This is a genomic window from Klebsiella africana (assembly GCF_020526085.1).
Classification (GTDB): domain Bacteria; phylum Pseudomonadota; class Gammaproteobacteria; order Enterobacterales; family Enterobacteriaceae; genus Klebsiella; species Klebsiella africana.
In genome coordinates this window covers 2,040,420-2,066,488 of record NZ_CP084874.1, presented here as the reverse complement: position 1 = coordinate 2,066,488, position 26,069 = coordinate 2,040,420, and the positions used below count along the sequence as shown (strand labels likewise).

Sequence of the window (26,069 nt, the reverse complement as noted above, 5' to 3'; positions counted from 1 at the left end):
AAAAAAGGGCTGACCTGCGTCAGCCCCTGAGATTATAACGGGTCTACCTTCAGGCAGGAAACCGCGTGGCGGAAACTGCCCTCCAGCACCGGGCGGGTCCTGGCGCACTCCGGCCCGGCAAGCGGACAGCGGGTGCGGAACACGCAGCCTGAGGGCGGATTAATCGGCGAGGGCAATTCCCCCTCCAGCAACTGGATGGTTTTGGTTTTTTCGAGATCAGGATCGGGGATCGGCACCGCCGACATTAGCGCTTTGGTATAGGGATGCAGCGGATTGTGGTACACCTCGTCGTAGGTGCCCAGCTCCACCGCATGTCCCAGATACATCACCAGTACGCGATCGGAGATGTGTTTAACTACCGCCAGATCGTGGGCGATAAATATCAGCGACAGCCCCATCTCACGCTGCAGCTGCTGCAGCAAATTGACCACCTGCGCCTGAATCGACACATCAAGCGCGGAGACCGGCTCATCGCAGATAATCAGCTTCGGCTCAAGAATTAACGCCCGCGCGATACCGATGCGCTGACACTGACCGCCGGAGAACTCGTGCGGATAGCGGTTGATCAGGTTGGGTAGCAGCCCAACTTTCATCATCATCGCCTTCACGCGATCGCGCACTTCCTGACGGGACATCTTCGGATGATAGGTACGCAGCGGTTCGGCGATAATTTCTCCAATGGTCATTCGCGGATTCAGAGAGGCCAGCGGATCCTGGAAGATCATCTGAATATCGCTACGCACATCGCGCCACTCTTCCGGCTTCATGCCCAGCAGATCTTTACCAAGCCAGGCTACTTTGCCATCGGTCGCTTTCACCAGACCAATAATGGCGCGGGCGAAAGTCGATTTACCGCAGCCGGACTCCCCCACCACGCCGAGGGTTTCCCCCTCATAGAGACGCAGCGTTACGCCATCCACCGCTTTCAGCGTTTTCGACGGCTGCCAGAACCACTGCTTGCCATCTTTGATATCGAAATGCACTTTCAGGTCGGCAATTTCGAGCAGGACTTTTCGTTGTTCACTTAAGGCGTTCATAGCAGATCCCCCACCGGTTTAAAGCAGGCGCGCAGGCGGCCTGGCGCGAACGACTCCAGCGGCGGTGCGCTGCTGCACTGCTCCATCGCGTGCGGACAGCGCGGCTGGAATGGACAGCCTTTCGGCAATCGCAGCAGGTTCGGTGGGTTGCCGGGAATGGTCAACAACGCATCCCCTTCCGCATCCAGACGTGGAACCGCATTCAACAGCCCAATGGAGTATGGGTGCGACGGCTGATAGAAGACATCGCGCGCCTGACCATACTCCATGGTGCGCCCGGCGTACATCACCAGCACTTTATCGCAGATCCCTGCCACCACCCCAAGGTCGTGGGTGATCATAATGATGGCCGTATTGAATTCGCGCTTAAGCTCATTCAGTAACGTCATGATCTGCGCCTGCACGGTGACGTCCAGAGCGGTGGTCGGTTCATCCGCAATCAGCAGCCGCGGCCGGCATAACAGCGCCATGGCAATCATCACGCGCTGACGCATGCCCCCGGAGAATTCGTGCGGGAACATCTTCATGCGCTTACGCGCTTCCGGCATTTTTACCGCGTCGAGCATCTTCACTGACTCTTCAAACGCTTCGGCTTTACTCAGCCCTTTATGCAGCATCAGGACTTCCATTAACTGCTCGCCCACCCGCATATAGGGGTTAAGCGAGGTCATCGGATCCTGGAAAATCATTGAGATTTGTTCAGCGCGCAGTTTGTTCAGCTCACGCTCGGGCAAATTGAGGATTTGCCGACCGTTAAAGGTGGCGGAACCCCCGATGCGACCGTTAGCCGCCAGCAGCCCCATCAGGGCGAAGGCGGTTTGCGATTTACCGGAGCCGGATTCGCCCACAATGCCGAGCGTCTCGCCCGCCTGCAGGGTAAAATTCAGGTCATTGACGGCAGTGACGTCGCCATCCGGCGTTTTAAAGGTAACTCGAAGATCTTTCACGTCCAGCAGCAGCCCGCTGTGGCTCTGCGCTTGCGGCGCTTTTGCCGTTTCAATCATGGTCATGGCAGCGCTCCTTAGCGGTCTTTCGGGTCGAGGGCATCACGCAGACCATCGCCGATAAAGTTGAAACAGAACAGGGTCACCACCAGGAAACCCGCCGGGAACAACAGCAGCCAGGGCGAAACTTCCATTGAGTTGGCGCCATCGCTGAGCAATGCCCCCCAGCTGCTGAGCGGCTCCTGGGTTCCCAGCCCGAGGAAGCTGAGGAAGGATTCGAAGAGGATCATGCTGGGGACCAGCAGCGAGGCGTACACCACCACCACCCCCAGCACGTTGGGGACGATGTGGCGCAGCACGATGCTCGCCGTCGAGACCCCGCCAACCTGCGCGGCTTCGATAAACTCTTTGCGCTTGAGGCTCAAGGTCTGTCCGCGCACGATACGGGCCATATCCAGCCAGGACACCATACCGATGGCCACGAAGATCAGCAGGATATTCTGACCAAAAAAGGTCACCAGCAGGATGACGAAGAACATAAACGGGAAGGAGTTGAGGATCTCCAGCAGACGCATCATCACCGAATCCACTTTGCCGCCGAGATAACCGGAAAGCGAACCGTAGAGCGTACCGAGGATCACCGCCACCAGCGCCGCTGCCACCCCGACCATCAGGGAAATACGCCCGCCGATCGCCACGCGCACCAGTAGATCGCGCCCGGAGGAGTCGGTTCCGAAGTAGTGGCCGGAGGCCATATCCGGGGCATTGGACATCATGCCCCAGTCGGTATCGAAGTAGGAGAACGACGACACCATCGGCGCCAGGGTAACGAACAGCGCAATAAGCACCAGCATAATCAGGCTGGTTACCGCAGCGCGGTTATGCATAAAGCGGCGGCGCGCATCCTGCCAGAGGCTGCGCCCTTCCACTTCCAGCTTCTCACTGAAGTTTTCCAGCGCCTCGCTATTTTTCTTACTTAACATCATGGCGAACTCCGGCTTCAGTAGCGAATCTTCGGATCGATAACGGCGTACAGCACGTCAACGATGGCGTTGAACAGGATAGTCAGGGCTCCCACGAGGATCGTCAGGCTCAGCACCAGCGAGTAGTCACGGTTAAGCGCCCCGTTAACGAACAGCTGACCGATCCCCGGCAGACCGTAAATGGTTTCGATGACCATTGAGCCGGTAATGATGCCCACGAAAGCTGGCCCCATATAGGAGAGCACCGGCAGCAATGCCGGCTTCAGCGCATGGCGGAAAATAATGCGGCGCATCGGCAGCCCTTTTGCCCGCGCGGTACGAATAAAGTTAGAGTGCAGCACTTCAATCATCGAGCCGCGGGTAATACGCGCAATACTGGCGATATAAGCCAGAGAGAGCGCCACCATCGGCAGGATCATAAATTTCACCGCCCCGCCGTTCCAGCCGCCGCCCGGTAGCCAGTGCAGGGTAATGGCAAAAATCATTACCAGCAGCGGCGCGACCACAAAGCTCGGAATAACCACGCCGGTCATGGCTACCCCCATCACCGCGTAGTCCCATCGGGTGTTTTGCTTCAGAGCGGCTATCACCCCAGCGGCAACACCGATCACCACTGCCAGGAAAAAGGCAGCGAAGCCCAGTTTCGCCGACACCGGGAAGCTGGCCGCCACCAGATCGTTGACCGAATAATCTTTGTATTTAAAGGAGGGACCAAAATCGCCATGCGCCAACTGCTTCAGATAATTGAAGTACTGCGTCATGATGGGGTCGTTTAAATGGTATTTTGCTTCAATATTCGCCATCACTTCCGGCGGTAGCGTACGTTCCCCGGTAAAAGGACTTCCCGGAGCCAGACGCATCATGAAGAATGAGATGGTAATAAGAATAAATAGCGTCGGAATCGCTTCCAGACAGCGACGTAAGATAAATTTTAACATTGCCCGTACCTTCTGGCGTGTGCCTTTGCACTGCTCTTAAATAAGACACGATGGAGCGAGCACAGGCTCGCTCCACGTATTGCCATTAATGTTTGATAACGTAGAGATCTTTGGTATAGACGTTATCCATCGGGTCTTTACCGGTGTAGCCCCCGACCCACGGTTTCACCAGGCGGGCGTTGACGTAGTAATAGACCGGTACGATCGCGCTGTCTTTATCCAGCTGCTGTTCCGCTTTCGCATAAGCTGCCGTGCGCTGTGCTTCATCAGACGCTTTTACGGATTCAGCCATAATTTTGTCGAACGCCGGGCTCTTATAGTGCGCAGTGTTCATTGAGCTGTCAGAGAGCATGGTGTTCAGGAAGGAGGTTGGCTCGTTATAGTCGGCGCACCAGCCCGCACGTGCCACGTCATAGGTGCCCTGGTGACGGGTATCGAGGAACGTTTTCCACTCCTGATTGACCAGCTTCACGTCAATGCCCAGGTTTTTACGCCACAGCGAGGCGGCGGCAATCGCCAGCTTCTTGTGCAGATCAGAGGTGTTATACAGCAGGTTGAAGGTTAACGGTTTATCAGAGGTATACCCGGCTTCTGCCAGCAGTTTCTTCGCTTCTTCATTACGTTTTTCCTGCGACCAGGTAAACCATTCCGGCTCGCTCAGTTTCGCGCCATCGGTATACGGCGGCGTGTAACCATAAGCCGGCAGATCGCCCTGACCTTTCACCTTGTTAGCAATGATGTCGCGGTCCAGGCCCAGCTTCAGCGCGGTACGCACGCGTACGTCGGTGAACGGCGCTTTCTGGTTGTTGATTTCGTAATAATAGGTACACAGATACGGGTCAACGTGCAGCTCGTTCGGGATCTCTTTTTTCAGCTTCTGGAAGAGTTCGATCGGCAGCTGGTTATAGGTCATGTCCAGTTCACCGCTGCGATAGCGGTTAACATAGGTCACTTCGGAAGAGGTCGGCAGCCAGGTGACGGTGTTGATAACGGTTTTCGCATTATCCCAGTAGTGCGGGTTGCGCTCCATCACGATACGTTCGTTAACCACCCAGTCTTTCAGCGTGTACGCGCCGTTGGTGACGATATTGCCAGGCTGCGTCCACTTCTCGCCAAATTTTTCAATGGCCGGTTTGTAAACGGGAGACATGGCCGGGTTAACCAGCAGTTTATAAAAATAAGGTACTGGCTCGCTGAGGGTGACTTCCAGCGTGTGGTCGTCAATGGCTTTCACGCCCAACTCGCTCGGCGCTTTCTTACCGTCAATGATTTCGTCAACATTGAGGATATGACCATACTGCGGGTAACTGGCATAGGGAGACGCTGTTTTCGGATCCACCAAACGCTGCCAGCTATAGACGAAGTCCTGGGCTGTCACCGGTTCGCCGTTAGACCATTTTGCATCTTTACGCAGATGGAAGGTCCAGACTTTAAAATCTTTATTATCCCAGCTCTCCGCCACCCCAGGGATCGGGTGGCCATCTTTCGGCGAGGTATTCAGCAAACCTTCGAACAGATCGCGGCTAATATTGGCCTCGGGGACCCCTTCAATTTTATTCGGGTCCAGCGATTGTGGCTCAGCGCCGCTATTTCGCACCAGCGTTTGCTTATCTGCCAGCTGCACTCCGGCCGGGACATCCGCTGCCATAGCCATATTGCCGGCGATCAGTGCGGATAGCACTCCCGCGGCGATCAAACGTTTTTTAGTGATGATGGTCATTGTGTTGTAACTCCAGTCATTATAATTACTGGTTTTTTAACCAGCCTGTTTTTCCCGTTTTCGGGTTCTGTCCAACGCAGGAGTTTGCGATTGGCAGATTGCTATCACCGACTTATTTATTACGACCGCTCGATTGGCAGTCTTGACGTCGATTCGTTGCCCTCGCTGGAGGGTCGTTCGGGCGAAATGAGTTAATTAAAAATAATTCTCATTTGCACACATAATTCAGCAGACGATAACGGCGGAAAGTATCAAAAGGTAAACACCTCCGCCAATGCAATTTGCAAATATGTTACCGGATTCTCTTTTATTGCCCGTTTTGCTCTCGGCTAAGAGGGTTGCCACACGCTACCAATATTAAAATATCATTATTTATCATATAAATATGATGTTTTCAGCGACCAGCAAAACAGGAGAAGGCTAAAAGATGGTTTTTTGTACAAAAATTTAACAATAGGTTACTTTTTAGCACATTCATCTACAGCCTTGTTAAAATTACTAATATCATTTCAATGATCCGACAGCAAGTGCCAGAGAATGATGTGAGGAAAATAACATCTCCGAGGGGAAAAACGCGAGCAGAAGACAAAGAGAAATTTTTCATATGTACATGAAAAATATGAAATTATAGACATCATTGCAAAACATTATCTCGACAGCAGATCTCGCTTTCATCAATAGGTTTTGCTAATAATCGCGCAGACGTGAATACGAACCTCCACGCCTGCTGGGCGAATAATTAGTTAAGCAGTCCCGGGAAAAGGGCTTTGATACCGGTCACGATGAACTCGATACCAAGCGCCATCAGCAGCAAGCCCATGATACGGGTGATTACGTTGATCCCCGTTTGCCCCAGCAGCCGCACCAGCCACGGCGCCATACGGAAAATACCCCAGCAGCAGAGGGCAAATACCGCTATCGCCAGTGAGAACCCGACCAGGTGCACCCAGGAGTGATACCGGGTCCCCCAGACGATGGTGGAACTGATTGCCCCCGGGCCGGCCATTAGCGGTAGCGCAAGAGGCACGACGCCGATACTCTCCCGCACCGCTGTCTCCGATTTTTCCTGCTTGTTCTGTTTATCTTCACCGAGTTTGCCGCTTATCATCGACATCGCAATAGTGACCACCAGGATCCCACCAGCGATGCGGAAGGAATCGATGGAAATACCAAAAATCTGCAGAATGCCATCTCCCAAAAACAATGATGTCAGAAGGATGATCGCCACTGACAAGTTAGCTGTAAGATTGGTCTTATTCCGCACCGCTGCTGGTTGGTAGCTGGTCATGCTGATGAACACCGGAATAATGCCAACCGGGTTGACTAACGCAAATAAGCCGATGAAAAATTTAAAATACGCAGAAAAATCGAACAAAGATTGAGTCACATTGGGCTCCGCAGCATTATCAAAATTGGCGGTTGACTGTTATAAGCATAAGATAACTGCGCGAAACATACGCTTTTTGCCTGCAAGATTCATTATAAATATGCATAAACCCGGTGATATGTATCGAATGTTGGATATATGTGTATTTTATGCTAACTGTTTTTTTAATTTCAAAACCCTCCCATTACACTTGATCGGATCGGTCAAAAAGCAGTCAGCTGAAAGGTATCAGCTACGCCAATATTTGATCTAAATCACGTATTTTGTACTCAGAAGTGAGTAATCTTGATGACACCAACAGAGTGGAAGGCAGCAGTACCTGACAGAGAAAGAGACAAAGCTTTTTTAGTAAATCGGTAAAACAGCGCCCTGATTTTTCTACATAAACATTTACATGCAAGCTGTTAACAGCCTGTCTATAATGTCGAATCGAGCGACTGATTTACTAAAAAAGTTTAACATTATCAGGAGAGCATTATGGCTGTTACTAATATCGCTGAACTGAACGCGCTTGTTGAGCGTGTCAAGAAAGCCCAGCGTGAATATGCCAGTTTCACTCAAGAACAAGTCGACAAAATCTTCCGTGCAGCCGCTCTGGCCGCCGCAGATGCTCGAATCCCTCTCGCCAAAATGGCCGTTGCCGAATCCGGCATGGGTATCGTCGAAGACAAAGTGATCAAAAACCACTTCGCTTCCGAATATATCTACAACGCCTATAAAGATGAAAAGACCTGTGGCGTCCTGTCAGAAGACGACACCTTTGGTACCATTACTATCGCTGAACCTATCGGTATCATCTGCGGTATCGTACCGACCACTAACCCGACTTCCACAGCCATCTTCAAATCGCTCATCAGCCTGAAGACCCGTAACGCCATCATTTTCTCCCCGCATCCGCGTGCTAAAGAAGCCACCAACAAAGCCGCTGACATCGTGCTGCAGGCTGCCATCGCTGCTGGTGCGCCGAAAGACCTGATTGGCTGGATCGATCAGCCGTCTGTTGAGCTGTCTAACGCCCTGATGCACCACCCGGATATCAACCTGATCCTTGCGACCGGTGGTCCAGGCATGGTGAAAGCAGCATACAGCTCCGGTAAACCTGCTATCGGTGTTGGTGCCGGTAACACGCCGGTAGTAATCGATGAAACTGCAGACATCAAACGCGCCGTAGCGTCCGTACTGATGTCTAAAACCTTCGATAACGGTGTTATCTGTGCTTCTGAGCAGTCTGTTGTTGTAGTTGATTCTGTTTATGACGCGGTTCGCGAACGTTTCGCCAGCCACGGCGGTTACCTGCTGCAAGGTAAAGAACTGAAAGCCGTTCAGGACATCATCCTGAAAAATGGCGCGCTGAACGCCGCTATCGTTGGTCAGCCAGCGGCAAAAATCGCTGAACTGGCAGGCTTTACCGTTCCGGCCACCACCAAAATTCTGATTGGTGAAGTGACCAACGTTGACGAAAGCGAACCGTTTGCTCACGAAAAACTGTCGCCGACGCTGGCCATGTACCGTGCGAAAGATTTCGAAGACGCGGTAGCCAAAGCGGAAAAACTGGTTGCCATGGGCGGTATCGGTCACACTTCTTGCCTGTACACCGACCAGGATAACCAGCCGGCTCGCGTGGCTTACTTCGGCCAGATGATGAAAACCGCACGTATCCTGATCAACACCCCAGCATCTCAGGGTGGTATCGGTGACCTGTACAACTTCAAACTCGCGCCTTCCCTGACTCTGGGTTGTGGTTCCTGGGGTGGTAACTCCATCTCTGAAAACGTTGGTCCGAAACACTTGATCAACAAGAAAACCGTTGCTAAGCGAGCTGAAAACATGTTGTGGCACAAACTTCCGAAATCGATCTACTTCCGTCGTGGCTCTCTGCCAATCGCACTGGATGAAGTGATTACTGATGGTCACAAACGCGCGCTGATCGTGACTGACCGCTTCCTGTTCAACAACGGCTATGCCGATCAGATCACTTCCGTGCTGAAAGCAGCGGGTGTTGAAACTGAAGTCTTCTTCGAAGTTGAAGCTGACCCGACGCTGACTATCGTACGCAAAGGTGCCGACCTGGCGAACTCCTTTAAACCAGACGTGATCATCGCGCTGGGTGGTGGTTCCCCGATGGATGCCGCGAAAATCATGTGGGTCATGTACGAACATCCGGAAACTCACTTCGAAGAACTGGCGCTGCGCTTTATGGATATCCGTAAACGTATCTACAAGTTCCCGAAAATGGGTGTCAAAGCGAAGATGGTGGCGATCACCACCACTTCCGGTACCGGTTCTGAAGTGACGCCGTTTGCTGTGGTAACCGATGACGCAACAGGTCAGAAATATCCGCTGGCAGACTATGCCCTGACGCCGGATATGGCCATCGTTGATGCCAATCTGGTCATGGATATGCCGAAGTCCCTGTGTGCGTTCGGTGGTCTGGATGCTGTCACTCACGCCCTGGAAGCTTACGTTTCCGTACTGGCTTCTGAGTTCTCTGACGGCCAGGCGCTGCAGGCTCTGAAGCTGCTGAAAGAGTACCTGCCGGCCTCTTACCACGAAGGTTCCAAGAACCCAGTTGCCCGTGAACGTGTGCACAGTGCCGCAACTATCGCCGGTATCGCGTTTGCGAACGCTTTCCTCGGGGTATGTCACTCCATGGCGCACAAACTGGGTTCCCAGTTCCACATTCCGCACGGTCTGGCCAACGCCCTGCTGATCTGCAACGTTATCCGCTACAACGCGAATGACAACCCGACCAAGCAGACCGCGTTTAGCCAGTACGACCGTCCGCAGGCTCGTCGTCGTTACGCCGAAATCGCTGACCACCTGGGTCTGTCCGCACCGGGCGACCGTACCGCAGCGAAAATCGAGAAACTGCTGGCATGGCTGGAAAGCATTAAAGCTGAACTGGGTATTCCGAAATCTATTCGCGAAGCTGGCGTTCAGGAAGCTGACTTCCTGGCCCATGTTGATAAGCTGTCTGAAGATGCATTCGATGACCAGTGCACTGGCGCTAACCCGCGCTATCCGCTGATCTCCGAACTGAAACAGATTCTGCTGGATACCTACTATGGCCGCGAATTCGTCGAAGGCGAAGCTGGGGTGAAAGCAGAAGTCGCTCCGGTTAAAGCTGAGAAAAAAGCGAAAAAATCCGCTTAATCGACAGCCGTAAATACGCTAAAAGCCTCATCTTCGGATGGGGCTTTTTTTATGCCGGCCCCCAGCGCCTGTTTCAGCACAGCTATCGCAGGCAATAAAAAAGGCGCCCACAGGCGCCTGTATAAGCTTTTAAGCGTCTTAGCAGGGGCGATGCTGGTTTTGTACCTGAGTTAACGACCCGACGCTCAGCGCCTCTTTATAATGCTTACGGCAAACTGAGACGTACCGCTCATTGCCGCCGATGACCACCTGCTCGCCTTCATTATAAGGACGACCTTCCTGATCAAGACGCAACACCATGCTGGCCTTGCGGCCGCAGAAACAAATGGTTTTCAGTTCCACCAGTTTATCGGACCAGGCCAGTAAATATTGGCTACCGGTAAAAAGCTCGCCGCGAAAATCTGTGCGCAGCCCGTAGCAAAGCACGGGAATATCGAGCATATCGACAACTTCAGACAGCTCATGAACCTGTTCGCGTGTCAGGAACTGGCTCTCGTCCACCAGGACACAGTGAATCGGCTTCAGCTTGTGCTCTGCCGCGATATCGTTAAATAAGGATGTCTGCGGGTTATACAAGCGGGCTGGCGAGGAGAGACCAATACGCGAGCTGACTTTCCCGGCGCCAAAACGATCGTCAATCTCAGCGGTATAAACGATGGTACGCATCCCCCGCTCCTGGTAATTGTACGAAGATTGCAACAGAGCGGTCGACTTACCTGCATTCATTGCAGAGTAGTAGAAATAAAGTTGTGCCATCGGCTGCGTGACCCCAATCAATGTGTTTTATCGCGGCAACGATTGTACCATATTTTATGCCTTCAGCCGCCCTTTCAGCAGGGGTATTGTCGCGGTGCTGAAGGGCCTGGAAAGTGAAAGGATTATGAAGATTAATTGAATTTGCAGGGCCATTATTTGATCGTACCGCTACGCTACCAGCAAGGTAACCATTGTCTTTTCGTGCTTATAGCCCCGCAGGTCAAGGACTATAAGCCTGGACGCAGCCTGTTTTATATTAAGAGACGTAACCGAAAATGCGCTAATACTGAGGGGGCATATTTACCCAGGCAAAGTATAAATTTTCTCCCTAAACCTCAAAAAAAGCATACTGCCTCAGTGTTTTAGCTGGCGTTCCTTGCATCGCTATAAGCAGGAAAGATGTGAAGCGACACGGGAATTTTAACTTAAATTAATTAATTCCCGCGACAAATAACCAGTAATTTTGAATTCCTTACATTCTCCCCTATTGCACAACGCAATTTATCGCTCTATTATTAGTTCAACAAACCACCCCACAATATAAGTTTGAGATTACTACAATGAGCGAAGCACTTAAAATTTTGAACAACATCCGTACTCTTCGTGCGCAGGCAAGAGAATGCACCCTGGAAACGCTCGAAGAAATGCTGGAAAAATTAGAAGTCGTCGTTAACGAGCGCCGTGAAGAAGAAAACGCCGCCGCGGCGGAAATTGAAGAACGTACTCGTAAGCTGCAGCAATACCGTGAAATGCTGATTGCTGACGGTATTGACCCGAATGAACTGCTGAGCACCATGGCTGCCGTTAAAGCCGGTACCAAAACCAAACGTGCTGCACGTCCGGCAAAATATAGCTATGTCGATGAAAACGGCGAAACCAAAACCTGGACCGGCCAGGGTCGTACTCCGGCAGTGATCAAAAAAGCAATGGACGAACAGGGTAAATCACTGGACGATTTCCTGATCTAATCTTCGTTGCAGATATATAAAAATCCCGCTGCGGCGGGATTTTTTTTGCTTTTAATTCCGATATAAAAAAACCGGGAGTCGCTGTCGCGCTCCCGGTTCAGTGCTTTCAACTGCGCGCTGGATTACTTCGCGACCGCAGTTTCCAGCCAGGCTTTAAAATCGTCACCCAGCGTTTTGTGGCGAATACCGTATTCGACAAACGCCTGCATGTAGCCAAGCTTATTGCCGCAGTCATGGCTCTTGCCTTTCATATGGTAAGCTTCAACTGTCTCTTTCTCGATCAACATATCAATCGCGTCAGTCAGCTGAATTTCATCCCCGGCGCCTGGAGGGGTTTTCGCCAGCAGTGGCCAGATATCTGCGCTGAGGACATAGCGTCCAACTACAGCCAGATTAGACGGCGCAACGTCAGCTTTCGGCTTCTCGACCACGCCCACCATCGGTACGCTTTCACCCGGCTTCAGGGATTCGCCTTTGCAGTCAACCACGCCATACGCAGTCACATCTTCAACAGGCTCAACCATAATCTGGCTGGCGCCGGTTTCATCGAAGCGAGAGATCATCTCGGCAAGGTTATCGCGGCTCAGATCCGATTCATATTCATCCAGGATAACGTCTGGCAGAATAACTGCGACCGGCTCATCACCTACCACCGGATGGGCGCACAGCACCGCGTGACCAAGGCCTTTCGCCAGGCCCTGACGAACTTGCATAATGGTGACGTGCGGCGGACAAATAGACTGTACTTCTTCCAGCAGCTGACGTTTTACACGTTTTTCCAGCATCGCTTCCAGCTCAAAACTGGTATCGAAATGGTTTTCGATAGAGTTTTTTGACGAGTGTGTTACCAGAACAATTTCAGTAATTCCTGCAGCGATACATTCATTAACAACGTACTGAATTAACGGCTTATCTACCAGCGGCAGCATTTCTTTTGGGATCGCTTTGGTGGCAGGCAGCATCCTGGTGCCTAATCCCGCAACCGGGATAACCGCTTTTCTGACTTTAGAATTAAGGGCAGCCATTGAAATCTCCTGGACTGTTTGTTTTTTAAACTTCTCGTTACAAATAACGTGTCGAGTATATCAGTCAACCGCGTATTCACGGGTCTGAAAAGCTTCCGATAGCCTCGAATTAGGACTTTTACGCATAAATCTGCTCGATGGTACCACCGGTAATGGGCTACGGGTAATCCCGTCTGCTGAGATATAACGTTAATTGCTCATTCCGCAGACAACATTAAGCGTAAACGACCGCCCGCCCCCCAAATTTGGCACTGCCACGACGTACAACGCTGGCTAATTTGGTTAAGGTAAGCATCCCCCAACGTCCCTAAAGGAACGCCATTACTTATCTGTATTTGATGCTCACCCGTATTCAGTGTGCCATTGAGACCAGCGGATACCAGAATTAAATTTTTCAACCCGCTGTGGTAATAACCCACCAGTAAAGGGAACTGCCCAGGAAGGTTAGCCTGACGCAGTAACTGATTGACCTGCTTTAACAGACTCCCCATTTCAGGTAAACGTTGTCCCTGATGCGCCAGTTGTTCCTGCAGCAGACCATTGAACAACGCGCGCAGTAATAATGCAGCTAGCACACCATTATCCCCTGCTCGGGTGACATCCAGACAATAGAACGCCAAATCATTTTCTGAGAGCGGCGCAATATCAAGCACCAACCCAGGTTTATCTGCCGACACCAGTTGGCGATAATGGATCCGACAGTGCGACATTTCCTGCTGCACCGGCGGCTGGAGTTCCTGCAGTAATCTTGATGCGGCGATGGGATTACTGACCAGTGCATCCCAGTCCTCAAACAGGCGTTCTTCCTCTTCCACCCGTGAACTGAACATCGCGGGATAAAGGCAGGCATAGACGGTCTCGCGCAAGCGATCGAAATCTTTGACGGGCTTTAACAGCACGTCCTGGACGCCAAGCCGCAACGCTTTGGCTATATCCGCCATGTTTTCAGTCGCCGAAATCATCAGGATCGGCAACTGCTCGCCGCGGTTTCGCAGCGTCTCCACCAGTTCCAGACCATTCATTCTCGGCATAGAGATGTCGCAAATCATCAGATCCGGATGCACCTCTGTCATTTTATGCAGGGCATCCATGCCATCTTCCGCCAGCCAGGTTGTGGCACCCAGCGAGGCCAGCCATCCATGCAAGAGTGAGCGGAAAACGGGTTCGTCTTCAACTATCAGAATCTGTTTTCCCGCCAATGGCTGCGTCATGATATCTCCCCTGGCTGACGATAATTCAATAGTGGCACGCTATTCACACTATCGCCTGTCAGAATTTGCTTAAGTCAGGTACTCGTACGTCAAATCACTGTACGCACTAAGGGTAATAATTCATCCATTTTCTTTTCTACCGCCAGCTTCCCTGCGGCAATCGCCTCGCCGGCGCGATGGAAATCCAGCGTCGACACTTGCGGACAAAAAGGTTGCAGCAGGATATCCGGTGGGTCACCCGCCATACGATTGCGTTTAAGACGGTTCTCCAGAACCTGGATAGACGTGGTCATAATCTCCATCGCCGTCGGCGTGACCGCTGCACGCCGGGCGCTCATTTGCGTCAACCGCGCGCGCAGGCGAGCATGCCATGGTCCTTCCTTCTCTTCTGCGTCCCGCCGCGGCGTGTCGAGGGAGAATAAATCTTGCTGCATGAGATGGGCATCATGCTGCAGGTCGACAGCAATCACAATATCAGCCCCCATCGCACGCGTCAGCGACACCGGTACCGGATTGACCACTGCGCCATCCACCAGCCAGTAGCCATTATGCCTGACCGGCGCCATCAGTCCTGGCATACTGCAGGAAGCACGAATTGCTAAATGCAGGTCGCCTTCGGTAAACCACAGCTCCCGGCCGGTGCTTAAATTGGTGGCGACCGCGGCAAAAGGCCGGTCGCAGTCCGCAATATCGGTCATGGGCATGATGCGGCGGTAGTGATTGAACACCTTTTCCCCTCGCAACAGTCCACCACGGCGCCAGGAAAGGTCCATCAGCTTTAGGACATCCCAGCTGCTGAAAGAGCAGACCCATGATTCGAGCGCCGGGAGTCGGTTACAGGCGTAAGCGGCTCCTACCAGAGAACCGATAGAGCAGCCGGCCACGATATCAATTTCAATACCGGCCCGCTGGAGGGCGTTGATGACGCCAATGTGCGACCACCCGCGCGCGGCCCCCGCCCCTAACGCCAGACCAATTTTAAGCTTTCTCATGAGTACTGATAACTATCCTTCCACTCTGAGCGTGGCAACATTGTCACGGCTCAGTTAACATAAAGCCCTTTGGCGTAAACGCGCCGTTACTCTTTCTTCCATGGAGGCAATTTTGTCGCAATTGTGCCCCTGTGGCAGCGCACTGGAGTATAGCTCATGTTGCCAGCGATATCTGTCCGGCGCCGAGCTTGCGCCTGGCCCGTCACAGCTTATGCGCTCTCGTTACAGCGCGTTCGTCATGAAAGATGCCGACTATCTGATCAAAACCTGGCATCCATCCTGTCAGGCGCAGCAGTTTCGCGCCGACCTGGAGAAAGGGTTTAGCCAAACCGAGTGGCTGGGCTTAACCCTGTTCGCCAGTGATGAAGGACGTGCCCCAAATGAAGGCTTTGTCAGCTTTGTCGCCCGCTTTAATGACAATAACCGCCCTGGCGCCATTATTGAACGTTCCAGATTCTTAAAAGAAAATGGACAGTGGTACTATATCGACGGGACACGACCGCTGATTGGCCGTAACGACCCCTGCCCTTGCGGTTCAGGTAAAAAATTTAAAAAATGCTGCGGCCAGTAACGCTGCCGTAGCGCTTGCAAACATTACAGGATTTTCCTCGCGATGCATTCATTACAACGTAAAGTACTACGCACTATTTGCCCTGATCAGAAAGGCCTCATCGCGCGTATCACCAATATCTGCTACAAGCATGAACTTAACATTGTGCAGAACAATGAGTTTGTTGACCACCGTACCGGTCGTTTCTTTATGCGCACCGAACTGGAAGGCATTTTTAACGACGCTACTCTGCTGGCCGATCTCGACAGCGCCCTGCCTGAAGGCTCCATCCGCGAACTGAATCCGGCTGGCCGCCGCCGGGTGGTGATTCTGGTTACTAAAGAAGCGCACTGCCTTGGCGATCTGCTGATGAAAGCCAACTATGGCGGACTGGACGTCGACATTGCCGCGGTTATCGGCAACCATGACACCCTGCGCCCGCTGGTGGAGCGTTTTGGTATTCCGTTCGAGCTGGTCAGCCATGAAGGCCTGAGCCGCGAAGAACACGACAAACAGATGGGGGATGCCATTGCGGCGCATGAGCCGGATTACGTGGTACTGGCCAAATATATGCGCGTTCTCACTCCGGAGTTTGTCGCCCGCTTCCCGAATAAAATCATCAATATTCACCATTCGTTTTTGCCGGCGTTTATCGGCGCTCGTCCTTATCATCAGGCCTACGAGCGTGGCGTGAAGATCATCGGCGCCACTGCCCACTATGTGAATGATAATCTGGACGAGGGCCCGATCATCATGCAGGACGTGATTCACGTCGATCATACTTATACTGCAGAAGATATGATGCGCGCTGGGCGCGATGTCGAAAAAAACGTCTTGAGCCGGGCGTTGTATCAGGTACTGGCGCAGCGCGTCTTCGTTTACGGTAACCGGACGATTATTCTTTAATCGACTGAGAAATGAATTGGTTAGCTTTACGGCGTTACGCGTAAAAATCAGGCAACCAGTTTATTTTTGTCAAACGAATGCTTTACAGGGGCGCATCATTTGGTATGATGCGCCCCGCTTCCCGAGAAGGAAGCAGGCCAGTACTAAGCATTACCCCGTGGTGGGGTTCCCGAGCGGCCAAAGGGAGCAGACTGTAAATCTGCCGTCATCGACTTCGAAGGTTCGAATCCTTCCCCCACCACCATTATTCACTACAGTGATATGGTTTCCCCGACAAGCGTAAACAATGTTTGCACTTAGCGGGAAGGGTAAGAACCTTCGACTAAGGTTCGACTCGAGCGCCAGCGAGAGAACGTTACCACAGGCAACGGCCCGAAGGGCGAGGAGCGATAGCGACGAGTTATCCTTCCCCCACCACCATTCATTTTGCTGAATAGCCTACAATGTGATTTTACCCCTGGTGGGGTTCCCGAGCGGCCAAAGGGAGCAGACTGTAAATCTGCCGTCATCGACTTCGAAGGTTCGAATCCTTCCCCCACCACCATCTCCCCCTGTCATGCCCAGCTTAATCAACCTGCGATATTTTATATTCTGCCCAATGGGGAAGGATGAGAAGCTTCGACTAAGGTTCGACTCGAGCGCCAGCGAGAGAACGTTGCCGCAGGCAACGGCCCGAAGGGCGAGGCGCTTTAGCGCCGAGTTATCCTTCCCCCACCACCATCTCCCCCTGTCATGCCCAGCTTAATCAACCTGCGATATTCTATACTCTGCCCAATGGGGAAGGATGAGAAGCTTTGACCAAGGTTCGACTCGAGCGCCAGCGAGAGAACGTTGCCGCAGGCAACGGCCCGAAGGGCGAGGAGCGATAGCGACGAGTTATCCTTCCCCCACCACTGTTGCACTCTCTCAGCCACCGGTCCTGCTATCTCCTCGCTCGCGCTTCGCTTAGCGAGGCTACACATTCCTGCACTCTCTTCAGCCACCTGTTCCGCTGTCTCCTCGCTCGCGCTTCGCTTAGCGAGGCTACAGGCTGTTCAGATCGGTAGCCCGGACAGGTGCGCAGCACCGCCTCCGGGAAAGTCACAGCGGCGGCAACCGCCTTTTTACCGGCGAGCTTTTCACCACCGAGGTGTTACACTGCGCGTACTCCGCCAGACCGTCCAGCAGGGTATCCAGCTGGGCAATATCGCGCACCACAAGGCGCATCACGAAACAATCTTCCCCGGTCACCTTGTCACTTTCAATGCATTCCGGCATCGCCTGGATATATTTATCCACCTTCTGCAGCAGTCCAGGCAACGGCCGGACACGCACCAGCGCCTGCAGGCTGTATCCCAGCGCGGCGAGATTGACCCGCGCCCCATACCCCTGAATAACGCCCCGCTCCTCCAGGCGTTTCACCCGCTCGGCCGTGCTCGGCGAGGTTAACCCTACTCGCGCGCTCAAGACCTTCAGCGAAACTCTGGCATCCTGGGTCAGGCAAGTGAGGATCGCCCGGTCTATTTCATCAAGAATGTCATTCATGTATTTCACCTAATTATAAAAGGCATTTCACCCTTTCCACCTTAATTCAGCCATATCACGCTGTCAGGGTTTTTCGCACAATAACTAAAAAATTATGGAGGTGAAAAATGCAACTTACCCGCGGCGTCTGGCAAATGAGCCTGGCAATGATAATCTCCGGCTCGATCGGCGCGTTCGTGCTGCTCTCGGGTTTGCCGGTGATTGATGTCGTGTTCTGGCGCTGCCTGATTGGCGCGCTAACCTTGCTGGTGTTTATCGTGTTAAGCCGCCAGCCCTTCAGCCGGCTAACGCGTTTCTCTCTCGCTCTGGCGGTGATTGGCGGCGCGGCGCTGGTCGTCAACTGGCTGCTGCTGTTTGCCGCCTATTCACGGATCTCCATCGGCATGGCCACCGTGGTCTATAACACCCAGCCGTTTATGCTGGTACTGATGGGGATGGTGCTGGGGGAACGGGTCAGCGCCGTAAAATGGGGATGGCTACTGCTGGCCTTTGGCGGCGTGGTGATCCTGCTGTCGAGCCAACTAACGCCTGCACACGGAGAGGGGCTCACTACCGGCGTGTTGCTGGCGCTGGGTGCGGCATTTTTCTATGCCCTGACCGCCATCATCGCGCGCAAACTGCATCCGCTCCCCGCGCAGCATATCGCCTTCATTCAGGTTCTCGTTGGCGTGGTGATGCTGCTGCCGCTGGTGCATGCCCCCGAATTGACGGCCAGCTTCCCCTGGCGCTATCTGCTGATCCTCGGCGTCGTCCATACCGGGATCATGTATCAGCTTTTATATAGCGCGATACAGAACCTGCCGACGCCCATTACCGGTTCGCTCTCCTTTATTTATCCGCTGGTGGCGATGGTGGTCGACTATCTGGTCTTCAACCACGCTTTAACCCCGGTGCAATTAATCGGCGGGATGCTGATTCTGTTTGCCGCCGCAGGGAATAACCTCGGCTGGGGCGAAAAAAAACCCCGCCGCGGCGGGGTCAGTGAGCAGTCGCGGGCCAGTTAGCGACGGGCGCGGACAATCTGGTATTTGCGCGTCAGGTATTCGACCGGCGCGCTCCAGATATGAACCAGACGGGAGAACGGGAACAGCAGGAACAGGGTCATCCCCAGCACCAGGTGAACGCGGAAAATAAACGCCACGCCATCAAGATGCTGTGACGCCCCGCCGTGGAACGTCACCACCGACTGCGCCCAGCCGACCAGCTTCATCATTTCACTGCCGTCCATATGCTGGGCGGAGAACGGGATCGTCAGCAGGCCAAGCGCACACTGCACCATTAGCAACGAGAGGATCAGAATATCCGCGCCGGTGGTGGTGGCGCGAACGCGCGGGCTGAGCAGACGACGCTTGAGCAGCAGTAAACCGCCCACCAGAGTCATCACGCCGCAGGCGCCGCCGGCGATCATCGCCATCTTCTGCTTGACGTCGATCGGCAGGAAGGACTCATACATCCAGTGCGGGGTCAACATGCCGAGGAAGTGACCGGCGAAAATACCCAGGATGCCGATATGGAACAGGTTCGACGCCAGGTTCATCCCCTTACGGTCCAGCATCTGGCTGGAGGCGGCGCGCCAGGTATACTGGCCATAGTCATAGCGCAACCAGCTGCCAATCAGGAACACCGAGCCCGCAATGTACGGATAAATGTCAAAGAAGAACATATTCAGGAAGTGCATTATTGCTGTCCTCCGTTAGAGATATTCAGATATTGCGGGGCCACGGCTCCGGCAAAACGACGCTGGTGAGCGGAAATCTCCGACTCGCCGCAGCCCTGGTCGGCAAAGAATTTGACCTGTTCTTCTTCCCAGACAGCGTCCAGCGCCTGCGGCGTATCGTCGCGCGCTTCGTCGGCAATCTTTTCCGCCACCTTCTGGCTGTCGACCTGAGTATTGGCCAGCTTCAGCAACAGCTCGAACAGCACCGCATAGCGACTTTCGCGCTGCTGCAGGCGCGCGCTGAGCAGGCCGAGGATCGGCGCGACGTCCCGCAGGCCGCCAAGGGCTTCCTCTTCCGGCAGCTGCGCCAGATACTCCAGATATAGCGGCAGATGATCCGGCAGCTCATGGCTATCCAGCAGCAGACCGTGGCGCTCGTACTGCGCCATCAGATCCACCATCGCCTGCCCGCGATCGCGGGATTCGCCGTGGACATGTTCAAACAGCAGCAGCGAGGTGGCCCGGCCGCGGTCAAACAGTTCGCTATAGGCCGCCTGGGCGTCCAGCGGATCCTGAGCCAGCAGATCGCGCAGGAAAACGCCCAGCGTGTGGGCATCCTCTTTGCTGAGTTTCTCTGATGACGCGAGCGCCTCGAACATCTCCTGCTGATGCTGCCATAAGGCAGCGTCAGGATATTCGAGCAGACGCGATACAATCACGAGTTCAATCATGCGTGCGGCTCCGTTTTGCTGGTAACGTCGATGGCGTCGATGCGACGGCTGTTGAACAGGTTGAACTGACTGTCAGAGCCGTGGCAGCCATCGCCAAAGCTAAAGCCGCAGCCGTTTTTCTCCGGAAACGCTTCTCGCGCCTGTTCACGATGGCTGCTCGGCACCACGAAACGATCTTCGTAGTTGGCAATCGCCAGATAGCGATACATTTCCTGGGCCTGCGCTTCGCTCAGCCCCACCTCTTCCAGCGCGCGGGTATCGACGACGCCGTCAACGGTTTCCGCCCGCTTATAGTGGCGCATCGCCAGCATGCGTTTCAGGGCCAGCAGGACCGGCTGGGTATCGCCGGCGGTCAGCAGGTTCGCCAGATATTGCACCGGAATACGCAGGCTTTCCACGTCCGGCAGGATCCCGTTGCTACCCAGTTCGCCCGCATCGGCGGCGGACTGAATCGGCGACAGCGGTGGCACGTACCAGACCATTGGTAAGGTGCGATATTCCGGGTGCAGCGGCAGGGCCAGCTTCCAGTCCATCGCCATTTTGTAAACCGGCGACTGCTGCGCGGCCTCAATAACGCCCTGCGGTACGCCATCTTTCAACGCCTGCTCGATCACTTTTGGATCGTTAGGATCGAGGAACACGTCCAGCTGGCGCTGATACAGATCTTTCTCGTTCTCGGTGCTGGCGGCGTTTTCAATCGCGTCCGCGTCGTACAGCAGGACGCCGAGATAGCGGATACGGCCCACGCAAGTTTCGGAGCACACCGTCGGCATCCCGGATTCAATACGCGGGTAGCAGAAGATGCATTTCTCGGATTTCCCGCTCTTCCAGTTGAAATAGATCTTCTTGTAAGGACAGCCGGTGATACACATCCGCCAGCCGCGGCACTTGTCCTGGTCGATCAGTACGATGCCATCTTCTTCACGCTTATAGATGGCGCCGCTCGGGCAGGTCGCGACACAGGCCGGGTTCAGGCAGTGCTCGCACAGGCGCGGCAGATACATCATGAAGGTGTTTTCGAACTGGCCGTACATCGCCTTCTGCATGTTGTCGAAGTTCTGATCTTTGGCGCGTTTTTCGAACTCGCCGCCGAGGATCTCTTCCCAGTTCGGACCGCTGGTAATTTTGTCCATCCGCTGGCCGGTGATCAGCGAGCGCGGACGGGCGATCGGCTGATGCTGACTTTCCGGCGCGTTGTGCAGATTCTGGTAGTCATAATCAAACGGCTCATAATAATCATCGATGCCCGGCAGATGCGGGTTGGCGAAGATTTTACCCAGCAGCATCGCGCGGTTGCCCATGCGCGGCTGCAGTTTACCGTTGATTTTGCGGATCCAGCCGCCCTTCCATTTTTCCTGGTTTTCCCAGTCGTTCGGGAAACCGACGCCCGGCTTACTTTCCACGTTGTTGAACCAGGCGTATTCCATCCCTTCCCGGCTGGTCCAGACGTTTTTACAGGTCACCGAGCAGGTGTGGCAGCCGATGCACTTATCGAGATTCAGCACCATGCCGACTTGTGAACGAATTTTCATTTTACGCTCTCCTGTACCTGGTCGTTGCCTTCGCCGTCTAACCAGTTAATGTTCTTCATCTTACGTACCACCACAAACTCATCGCGGTTGGAGCCGACGGTGCCGTAGTAGTTAAAGCCATAGGCCAGGTGGCCGTAGCCGCCGATCATGTGGGTCGGTTTCGGCGTAATACGGGTGACGGAGTTATGGATCCCCCCGCGCTGACCGGTGATCTCAGAGCCCGGCAGGTTCACGATGCGTTCCTGCGCGTGATACATCATGGTCATCCCGGCTGGAACGCGCTGACTCACCACCGCGCGCGCCGTCAGGGCGCCGTTGGCGTTAAACACTTCAATCCAGTCGTTATCTTCGATACCCAGATCTTTCGCATCCGCTTCGCTCATCCAGACGATCGGCCCGCCCCGCGACAGGGTTAGCATCAGCAGGTTATCGCTATAGGTCGAGTGGATACCCCATTTCTGGTGCGGGGTCAGGAAGTTCAGCACCTTCTCCGGGTTGCCGTTGGACTTCTCGCCCATCATCGCTTTCACCGAACGGGTGTCAATCGGCGGACGATAGACCAGCAGGCTTTCGCCGAAGTCGCGCATCCACTGGTGATCCTGATACAGCGACTGACGTCCGGACAGCGTACGCCACGGGATCAGCTCGTGAACGTTGGTGTAACCGGCGTTATAGGAGACATGCTCATCTTCCAGGCCAGACCAGGTCGGGCTGGAGATAATCTTCCGCGGCTGCGCCTGAATGTCGCGAAAGCGGATCTTCTCGTCTTCTTTATTCAGCGCCAGGTGCGTGTGCTCGCGACCGGTGATCTCGCTCAGCGCTTTCCACGCCTTCACGGCTACCTGACCGTTAGTTTCCGGGGCCAGGGTGAGGATCATCTCCGCGGCGTCGATGGCCGTTTCCAGCTTCGGCTGGCCTTTCGCCGGGCCTTCCGCCTTGGTGTAGTTGAGCTTACGTAGCAGGTCCATTTCGCTCTGGGTGTTCCAGGCGATGCCTTTCCCGCCGTTGCCGATGGTTTCCAGCAGCGGGCCGATCGAGGTGAAGCGCTCGTAGGTCGCCGGATAATCACGCTCAACCGGAATAATATGCGGCGCGGTTTTCCCCGGGATGAGGTCGCATTCGCCTTTTTTCCAGTCTTTGACATCCAGCGGCTGCGCCATTTCTGCGGCGGAGTCGTGCTGGATCGGCAGGGTCACCACGTCGGTTTCTTTCCCGAGATGGCCTACGCACACTTCAGAGAATTTCTTCGCGATACCTTTATAGATATCCCAGTCGCTCTTTGATTCCCAGGCCGGGTCAACGGCGGCCGACAGCGGGTGAATAAACGGATGCATATCCGAAGTATTCATGTCGTCTTTTTCGTACCAGGTGGCGGTCGGCAGCACGATGTCGGAGTACAGACAGGTGCTCGACAGACGGAAGTCGAGGGTCACCACCAGATCCAGTTTGCCGTCGAGGCCGTTATCCCGCCATTCGACTTCTTCCGGTTTCACGCCGCCCTGCTTGCCAAGGTCTTTGCCCTGAATGCCGTTCTCGGTACCCAGCAGGTACTTGAGCATGTATTCATGACCTTTACCGGAGGAGCCCAGCAGGTTGGAACGCCAGATAAACAGGTTACGCGGGTGGTTTTTGCCGTTTTCCGGTTGCTCGGCCGCAAAGCGAATCGAGCCCTCTTTCAGCGATTTCACGGTGTAATCCACCGGGGTCATGCCGGCTTTTTTCGCCTCGTCGGCGATACGCAGCGGGTTGACGCCCAACTGCGGCGCCGACGGTAGCCAGCCCATACGCTCAGCGCGCACGTTGAAGTCGATCAGATGTCCGCTGTAACGGGATTTATCCGCCATCGGCGACAGCAGTTCCTGGGCGGTCACGGTTTCATAGCGCCACTGGCTGGAGTGGTTATAGAAGTACGAGGTACTGTTCATGTGACGCGCCGGACGCTGCCAGTCAAGGGCGAACGCCAGCGGCTGCCAGCCGGTCTGCGGACGCAGTTTTTCCTGACCAACGTAGTGCGCCCAGCCGCCGCCGCTCTGCCCGACGCAGCCGCAGAAGATCAGCATGTTGATCAGGCCGCGGTAGTTCATGTCGAGGTGGAACCAGTGGTTGAGGCCCGCGCCGACGATAATCATCGAGCGACCGTGGGTTTTATCGGCGTTATCGGCAAATTCGCGGGCAGTACGGATAATGTGCGCGCGGGAGACACCGGTGATCTGCTCCGCCCAGGCCGGGGTATAGGCTTTCACGTCATCGTAGCCGGTGGCGCAGTTTTCATCGTTCAGACCGCGCTCAAGGCCGTAGTTAGCCATGGTCAGATCGTAAACGGTGGTGACCAGGGCGGTGGAGCCGTCGGCGAGCTGCAGGCGTTTGGCCGGCAGTTTGTGCAGCAGAATGTTTTCCAGATCGACTTTGTTAAAGTGCTCAGACCCTTCGCCACCGAAGTACGGGAAGCCGACGTTCGCCACTTCATCATGGCTGCCCAGCAGGCTCAGACGCAGCTCAATCTCTTCGCCAGTTTTACCGTCGCGCTGTTCGAGGTTCCATTTGCCTTTGTCGCCCCAGCGGAATCCGAGGGAACCGTTCGGCACAGTCATGCCGCCCTTCTCGTCAAAGGCGACGGTTTTCCATTCCGGATTGTTTTCCTGACCAAGGGAATCCACGAGATCTGACGCCCGCAGCGTGCGGCCGGCGGCGTAATAACCGTCGCGCTCCTCGAGCATCACCAGCATCGGCATGTCGGTATAGCGGCGCACATAATCGGTGAAGTACTGGCTCGGCTTATCGAGATGGAACTCGCGCAGCATCACATGGCCCATCGCCAGCGCCATCGCGGCATCGGTACCCTGCTTCGGCGCCAGCCACAGATCGCACAGCTTGGCGATTTCGGCATAGTCCGGGGTAATGGCTACGGTTTTGGTCCCTTTATAGCGGACTTCGGTAAAGAAGTGCGCATCCGGGGTGCGGGTCTGCGGCACGTTGGAGCCCCAGGCGATAATGTAGCTGGAGTTGTACCAGTCGGCGGATTCCGGCACATCGGTCTGCTCGCCCCAGGTCATCGGCGAAGCCGGTGGCAGGTCGCAGTACCAGTCGTAGAAGCTCAGACAGGTGCCGCCGATCAGTGACAGATAACGGGCGCCGGAGGCGTAGGAGACCATCGACATCGCCGGGATCGGCGAGAAACCGGCCACGCGGTCCGGACCGTAGGTTTTGACGGTATAGACGTTGGAGGCAGCAATCAGCTCATTCACTTCCTGCCAGGAGGAACGTACAAAACCGCCGCGACCGCGAGCCTGTTTGAAGCTTTTGGCTTTGTCGGCATCTTCGATAATCGACGCCCATGCCTCAACCGGATCGCTATGCTGAACTTTCGCTTCTCGCCACATCTTCATCAGACGTTTACGCATCAGCGGATATTTCAGGCGGTTAGCGCTGTACAGATACCAGGAGTAGCTGGCGCCGCGCGGGCAACCGCGAGGTTCGTGGTTCGGCAGATCCGGGCGAGTGCGCGGGTAGTCAGTCTGCTGCGTTTCCCAGGTCACCAGACCGTTTTTGACATAAATCTTCCAGCTGCATGATCCGGTGCAGTTGACACCGTGAGTGGAACGCACAATTTTGTCATGCTGCCAACGTTGACGGTATCCATCCTCCCAGTCCCGGTTGGTGTTAAGAAGCTGGCCGTGCCCATCGGCAAAGGTTTCACCCTTCTGTTTGAAGTAGCGAAACCGGTCCAGGAATTTACTCATCGGGTTTCTCCTGATATGGAGCCTGACGGCTCTCTGATAAATCGACATTGCTGGATTTGCAGCGAAGGTAACGCTATGAAAGAGGGCGAGAATTGATAGCGATCAATCCGAACGGGCTTGTTAATGCAGGGCAAAACCTCGATTACCACCAAGGTGGTATAAAATATAATTTTTTAACTTATTGTTTTTTAATGTTTTTTAGCTTAAAAAACATCCTTGCGGTGGGATTTGTTAACACCGGAGGTATTAAGGGGTAGAGCCGTTCCCCTGACAAGCCCACCTGTTCTGGCTCTGCGGTCGATGCGGACAATATCC

The 26,069-nt window shown here is 54.3% G+C and carries 22 protein-coding genes, 2 tRNA genes and 3 other RNA genes; 11 read left to right on the top strand and 16 right to left on the bottom strand.

Features of this window, described 5'->3' with window-relative positions; all coding sequences use genetic code 11:
* Positions 1–32: 32 nt before the first annotated feature.
* The 7 genes from oppF to LGL98_RS09950 all read right to left on the bottom strand — a co-directional run bounded on the left by oppF (position 33) and on the right by LGL98_RS09950 (position 7,409).
* Positions 33–1,037: a murein tripeptide/oligopeptide ABC transporter ATP-binding protein OppF gene (gene oppF / locus LGL98_RS09980; RefSeq protein WP_136032294.1), complete on the bottom strand. Its 1,005-nt coding sequence runs from the start codon at positions 1,035–1,037 to the stop codon at positions 33–35.
* Positions 1,034–2,047, bottom strand: coding sequence for an ABC transporter ATP-binding protein (locus LGL98_RS09975; RefSeq protein ID WP_004151853.1), 1,014 nt, complete (start codon positions 2,045–2,047; stop codon positions 1,034–1,036). Before LGL98_RS09975 ends, oppF begins: the two co-directional genes overlap by 4 nt.
* An 11-nt stretch (positions 2,048–2,058) precedes the next feature.
* Complete coding sequence (oppC, locus tag LGL98_RS09970; RefSeq protein WP_061154210.1) at positions 2,059–2,967, bottom strand: oligopeptide ABC transporter permease OppC; 909 nt, start codon at positions 2,965–2,967, stop codon at positions 2,059–2,061.
* Between the two features lie 14 nt (positions 2,968–2,981).
* Entirely contained in the window at positions 2,982–3,902 is a 921-nt protein-coding gene (oppB, locus tag LGL98_RS09965) for an oligopeptide ABC transporter permease OppB (RefSeq protein ID WP_136032292.1), read from the bottom strand.
* A gap of 85 nt (positions 3,903–3,987) precedes the next feature.
* Positions 3,988–5,622: an oligopeptide ABC transporter substrate-binding protein OppA gene (gene oppA, locus LGL98_RS09960; RefSeq protein WP_136032290.1), complete on the bottom strand. Its 1,635-nt coding sequence runs from the start codon at positions 5,620–5,622 to the stop codon at positions 3,988–3,990.
* 739 nt (positions 5,623–6,361) lie between these two features.
* A complete protein-coding gene (locus LGL98_RS09955; RefSeq protein ID WP_136032288.1) occupies positions 6,362–7,009 on the bottom strand; it encodes a YchE family NAAT transporter in 648 nt (215 codons plus the stop codon).
* 232 nt (positions 7,010–7,241) lie between these two features.
* Complete coding sequence (locus LGL98_RS09950; RefSeq protein ID WP_168435322.1) at positions 7,242–7,409, bottom strand: hypothetical protein; 168 nt, start codon at positions 7,407–7,409, stop codon at positions 7,242–7,244.
* A gap of 77 nt (positions 7,410–7,486) precedes the next feature.
* On the opposite strand from LGL98_RS09950, the gene adhE reads away from it, so the two are divergent.
* On the top strand, positions 7,487–10,162 hold the full coding sequence (gene adhE, locus LGL98_RS09945; protein ID WP_136032287.1) for a bifunctional acetaldehyde-CoA/alcohol dehydrogenase: 2,676 nt from the start codon (positions 7,487–7,489) through the stop codon (positions 10,160–10,162).
* A 138-nt stretch (positions 10,163–10,300) separates the two neighbouring features.
* Here adhE and tdk read toward each other — a convergent pair whose 3' ends face one another.
* Positions 10,301–10,918 carry a thymidine kinase gene (tdk, locus tag LGL98_RS09940; protein ID WP_136032285.1) on the bottom strand — a complete coding sequence of 206 codons (618 nt, stop codon included), beginning with the start codon at positions 10,916–10,918 and terminating at the stop codon, positions 10,301–10,303.
* A gap of 7 nt (positions 10,919–10,925) precedes the next feature.
* On the opposite strand from tdk, the gene LGL98_RS09935 reads away from it, so the two are divergent.
* Positions 10,926–11,057: a hypothetical protein gene (locus LGL98_RS09935; protein ID WP_168435321.1), complete on the top strand. Its 132-nt coding sequence runs from the start codon at positions 10,926–10,928 to the stop codon at positions 11,055–11,057.
* A 421-nt stretch (positions 11,058–11,478) separates the two neighbouring features.
* Positions 11,479–11,886 (top strand): histone-like nucleoid-structuring protein H-NS, encoded by a 408-nt coding sequence (gene hns, locus LGL98_RS09930; protein WP_002910103.1) that lies wholly within the window; start codon positions 11,479–11,481, stop codon positions 11,884–11,886.
* A gap of 122 nt (positions 11,887–12,008) precedes the next feature.
* Here the strand turns inward: hns and galU are convergent, their stop codons facing one another.
* The 3 genes from galU to rssA all read right to left on the bottom strand — a co-directional run bounded on the left by galU (position 12,009) and on the right by rssA (position 15,114).
* Positions 12,009–12,911 carry a UTP--glucose-1-phosphate uridylyltransferase GalU gene (galU, locus tag LGL98_RS09925; protein ID WP_002910105.1) on the bottom strand — a complete coding sequence of 301 codons (903 nt, stop codon included), beginning with the start codon at positions 12,909–12,911 and terminating at the stop codon, positions 12,009–12,011.
* 197 nt (positions 12,912–13,108) lie between these two features.
* On the bottom strand, positions 13,109–14,122 hold the full coding sequence (rssB, locus tag LGL98_RS09920) for a two-component system response regulator RssB (RefSeq protein ID WP_136032282.1): 1,014 nt from the start codon (positions 14,120–14,122) through the stop codon (positions 13,109–13,111).
* An 89-nt stretch (positions 14,123–14,211) separates the two neighbouring features.
* Positions 14,212–15,114, bottom strand: coding sequence for a patatin-like phospholipase RssA (gene rssA / locus LGL98_RS09915; protein ID WP_136032280.1), 903 nt, complete (start codon positions 15,112–15,114; stop codon positions 14,212–14,214).
* A gap of 112 nt (positions 15,115–15,226) precedes the next feature.
* Between rssA and LGL98_RS09910 the strand changes: the two genes are divergently transcribed.
* From LGL98_RS09910 to LGL98_RS09880, 7 genes are all read left to right on the top strand, one after another.
* Positions 15,227–15,685: a YchJ family protein gene (locus LGL98_RS09910; RefSeq protein WP_136032278.1), complete on the top strand. Its 459-nt coding sequence runs from the start codon at positions 15,227–15,229 to the stop codon at positions 15,683–15,685.
* A 42-nt stretch (positions 15,686–15,727) separates the two neighbouring features.
* Complete coding sequence (purU, locus tag LGL98_RS09905) at positions 15,728–16,570, top strand: formyltetrahydrofolate deformylase (protein WP_136032276.1); 843 nt, start codon at positions 15,728–15,730, stop codon at positions 16,568–16,570.
* 159 nt (positions 16,571–16,729) lie between these two features.
* Positions 16,730–16,814, top strand: a tRNA-Tyr gene (locus LGL98_RS09900).
* A gap of 43 nt (positions 16,815–16,857) precedes the next feature.
* A non-coding RNA gene (locus LGL98_RS09895) (RtT sRNA) lies at positions 16,858–16,990 on the top strand.
* A 39-nt stretch (positions 16,991–17,029) separates the two neighbouring features.
* Positions 17,030–17,114: transfer RNA gene (locus LGL98_RS09890), tRNA-Tyr, on the top strand.
* A gap of 43 nt (positions 17,115–17,157) precedes the next feature.
* Positions 17,158–17,290: non-coding RNA, RtT sRNA (locus tag LGL98_RS09885), on the top strand.
* Positions 17,291–17,333: 43 nt separating this feature from the next.
* A non-coding RNA gene (locus LGL98_RS09880) (RtT sRNA) lies at positions 17,334–17,466 on the top strand.
* A gap of 184 nt (positions 17,467–17,650) precedes the next feature.
* Here LGL98_RS09880 and LGL98_RS09875 read toward each other — a convergent pair.
* A complete protein-coding gene (locus tag LGL98_RS09875) occupies positions 17,651–18,094 on the bottom strand; it encodes an Lrp/AsnC family transcriptional regulator (RefSeq protein ID WP_025712011.1) in 444 nt (147 codons plus the stop codon).
* Positions 18,095–18,201: 107 nt separating this feature from the next.
* On the opposite strand from LGL98_RS09875, the gene LGL98_RS09870 reads away from it, so the two are divergent.
* Positions 18,202–19,098, top strand: a complete 897-nt coding sequence (locus tag LGL98_RS09870) for a DMT family transporter (protein WP_136032274.1) — start codon at positions 18,202–18,204, stop codon at positions 19,096–19,098.
* Here LGL98_RS09870 and narI read toward each other — a convergent pair.
* Genes narI through LGL98_RS09850 form a run of 4 tightly spaced genes read right to left on the bottom strand, consistent with a single transcriptional unit; the run spans position 19,095 to position 25,754 of the window.
* Positions 19,095–19,772, bottom strand: a complete 678-nt coding sequence (gene narI / locus LGL98_RS09865) for a respiratory nitrate reductase subunit gamma (RefSeq protein WP_002910189.1) — start codon at positions 19,770–19,772, stop codon at positions 19,095–19,097. The two genes, LGL98_RS09870 and narI, sit on opposite strands and share 4 nt — an antisense overlap.
* Complete coding sequence (gene narJ, locus LGL98_RS09860) at positions 19,772–20,482, bottom strand: nitrate reductase molybdenum cofactor assembly chaperone (protein ID WP_136032272.1); 711 nt, start codon at positions 20,480–20,482, stop codon at positions 19,772–19,774. Before narJ ends, narI begins: the two co-directional genes overlap by 1 nt.
* A complete protein-coding gene (narH, locus tag LGL98_RS09855) occupies positions 20,479–22,014 on the bottom strand; it encodes a nitrate reductase subunit beta (RefSeq protein ID WP_136032270.1) in 1,536 nt (511 codons plus the stop codon). Before narH ends, narJ begins: the two co-directional genes overlap by 4 nt.
* Positions 22,011–25,754, bottom strand: coding sequence for a nitrate reductase subunit alpha (locus LGL98_RS09850; protein WP_136032268.1), 3,744 nt, complete (start codon positions 25,752–25,754; stop codon positions 22,011–22,013). Before LGL98_RS09850 ends, narH begins: the two co-directional genes overlap by 4 nt.
* Positions 25,755–26,069 lie beyond the last annotated feature (315 nt).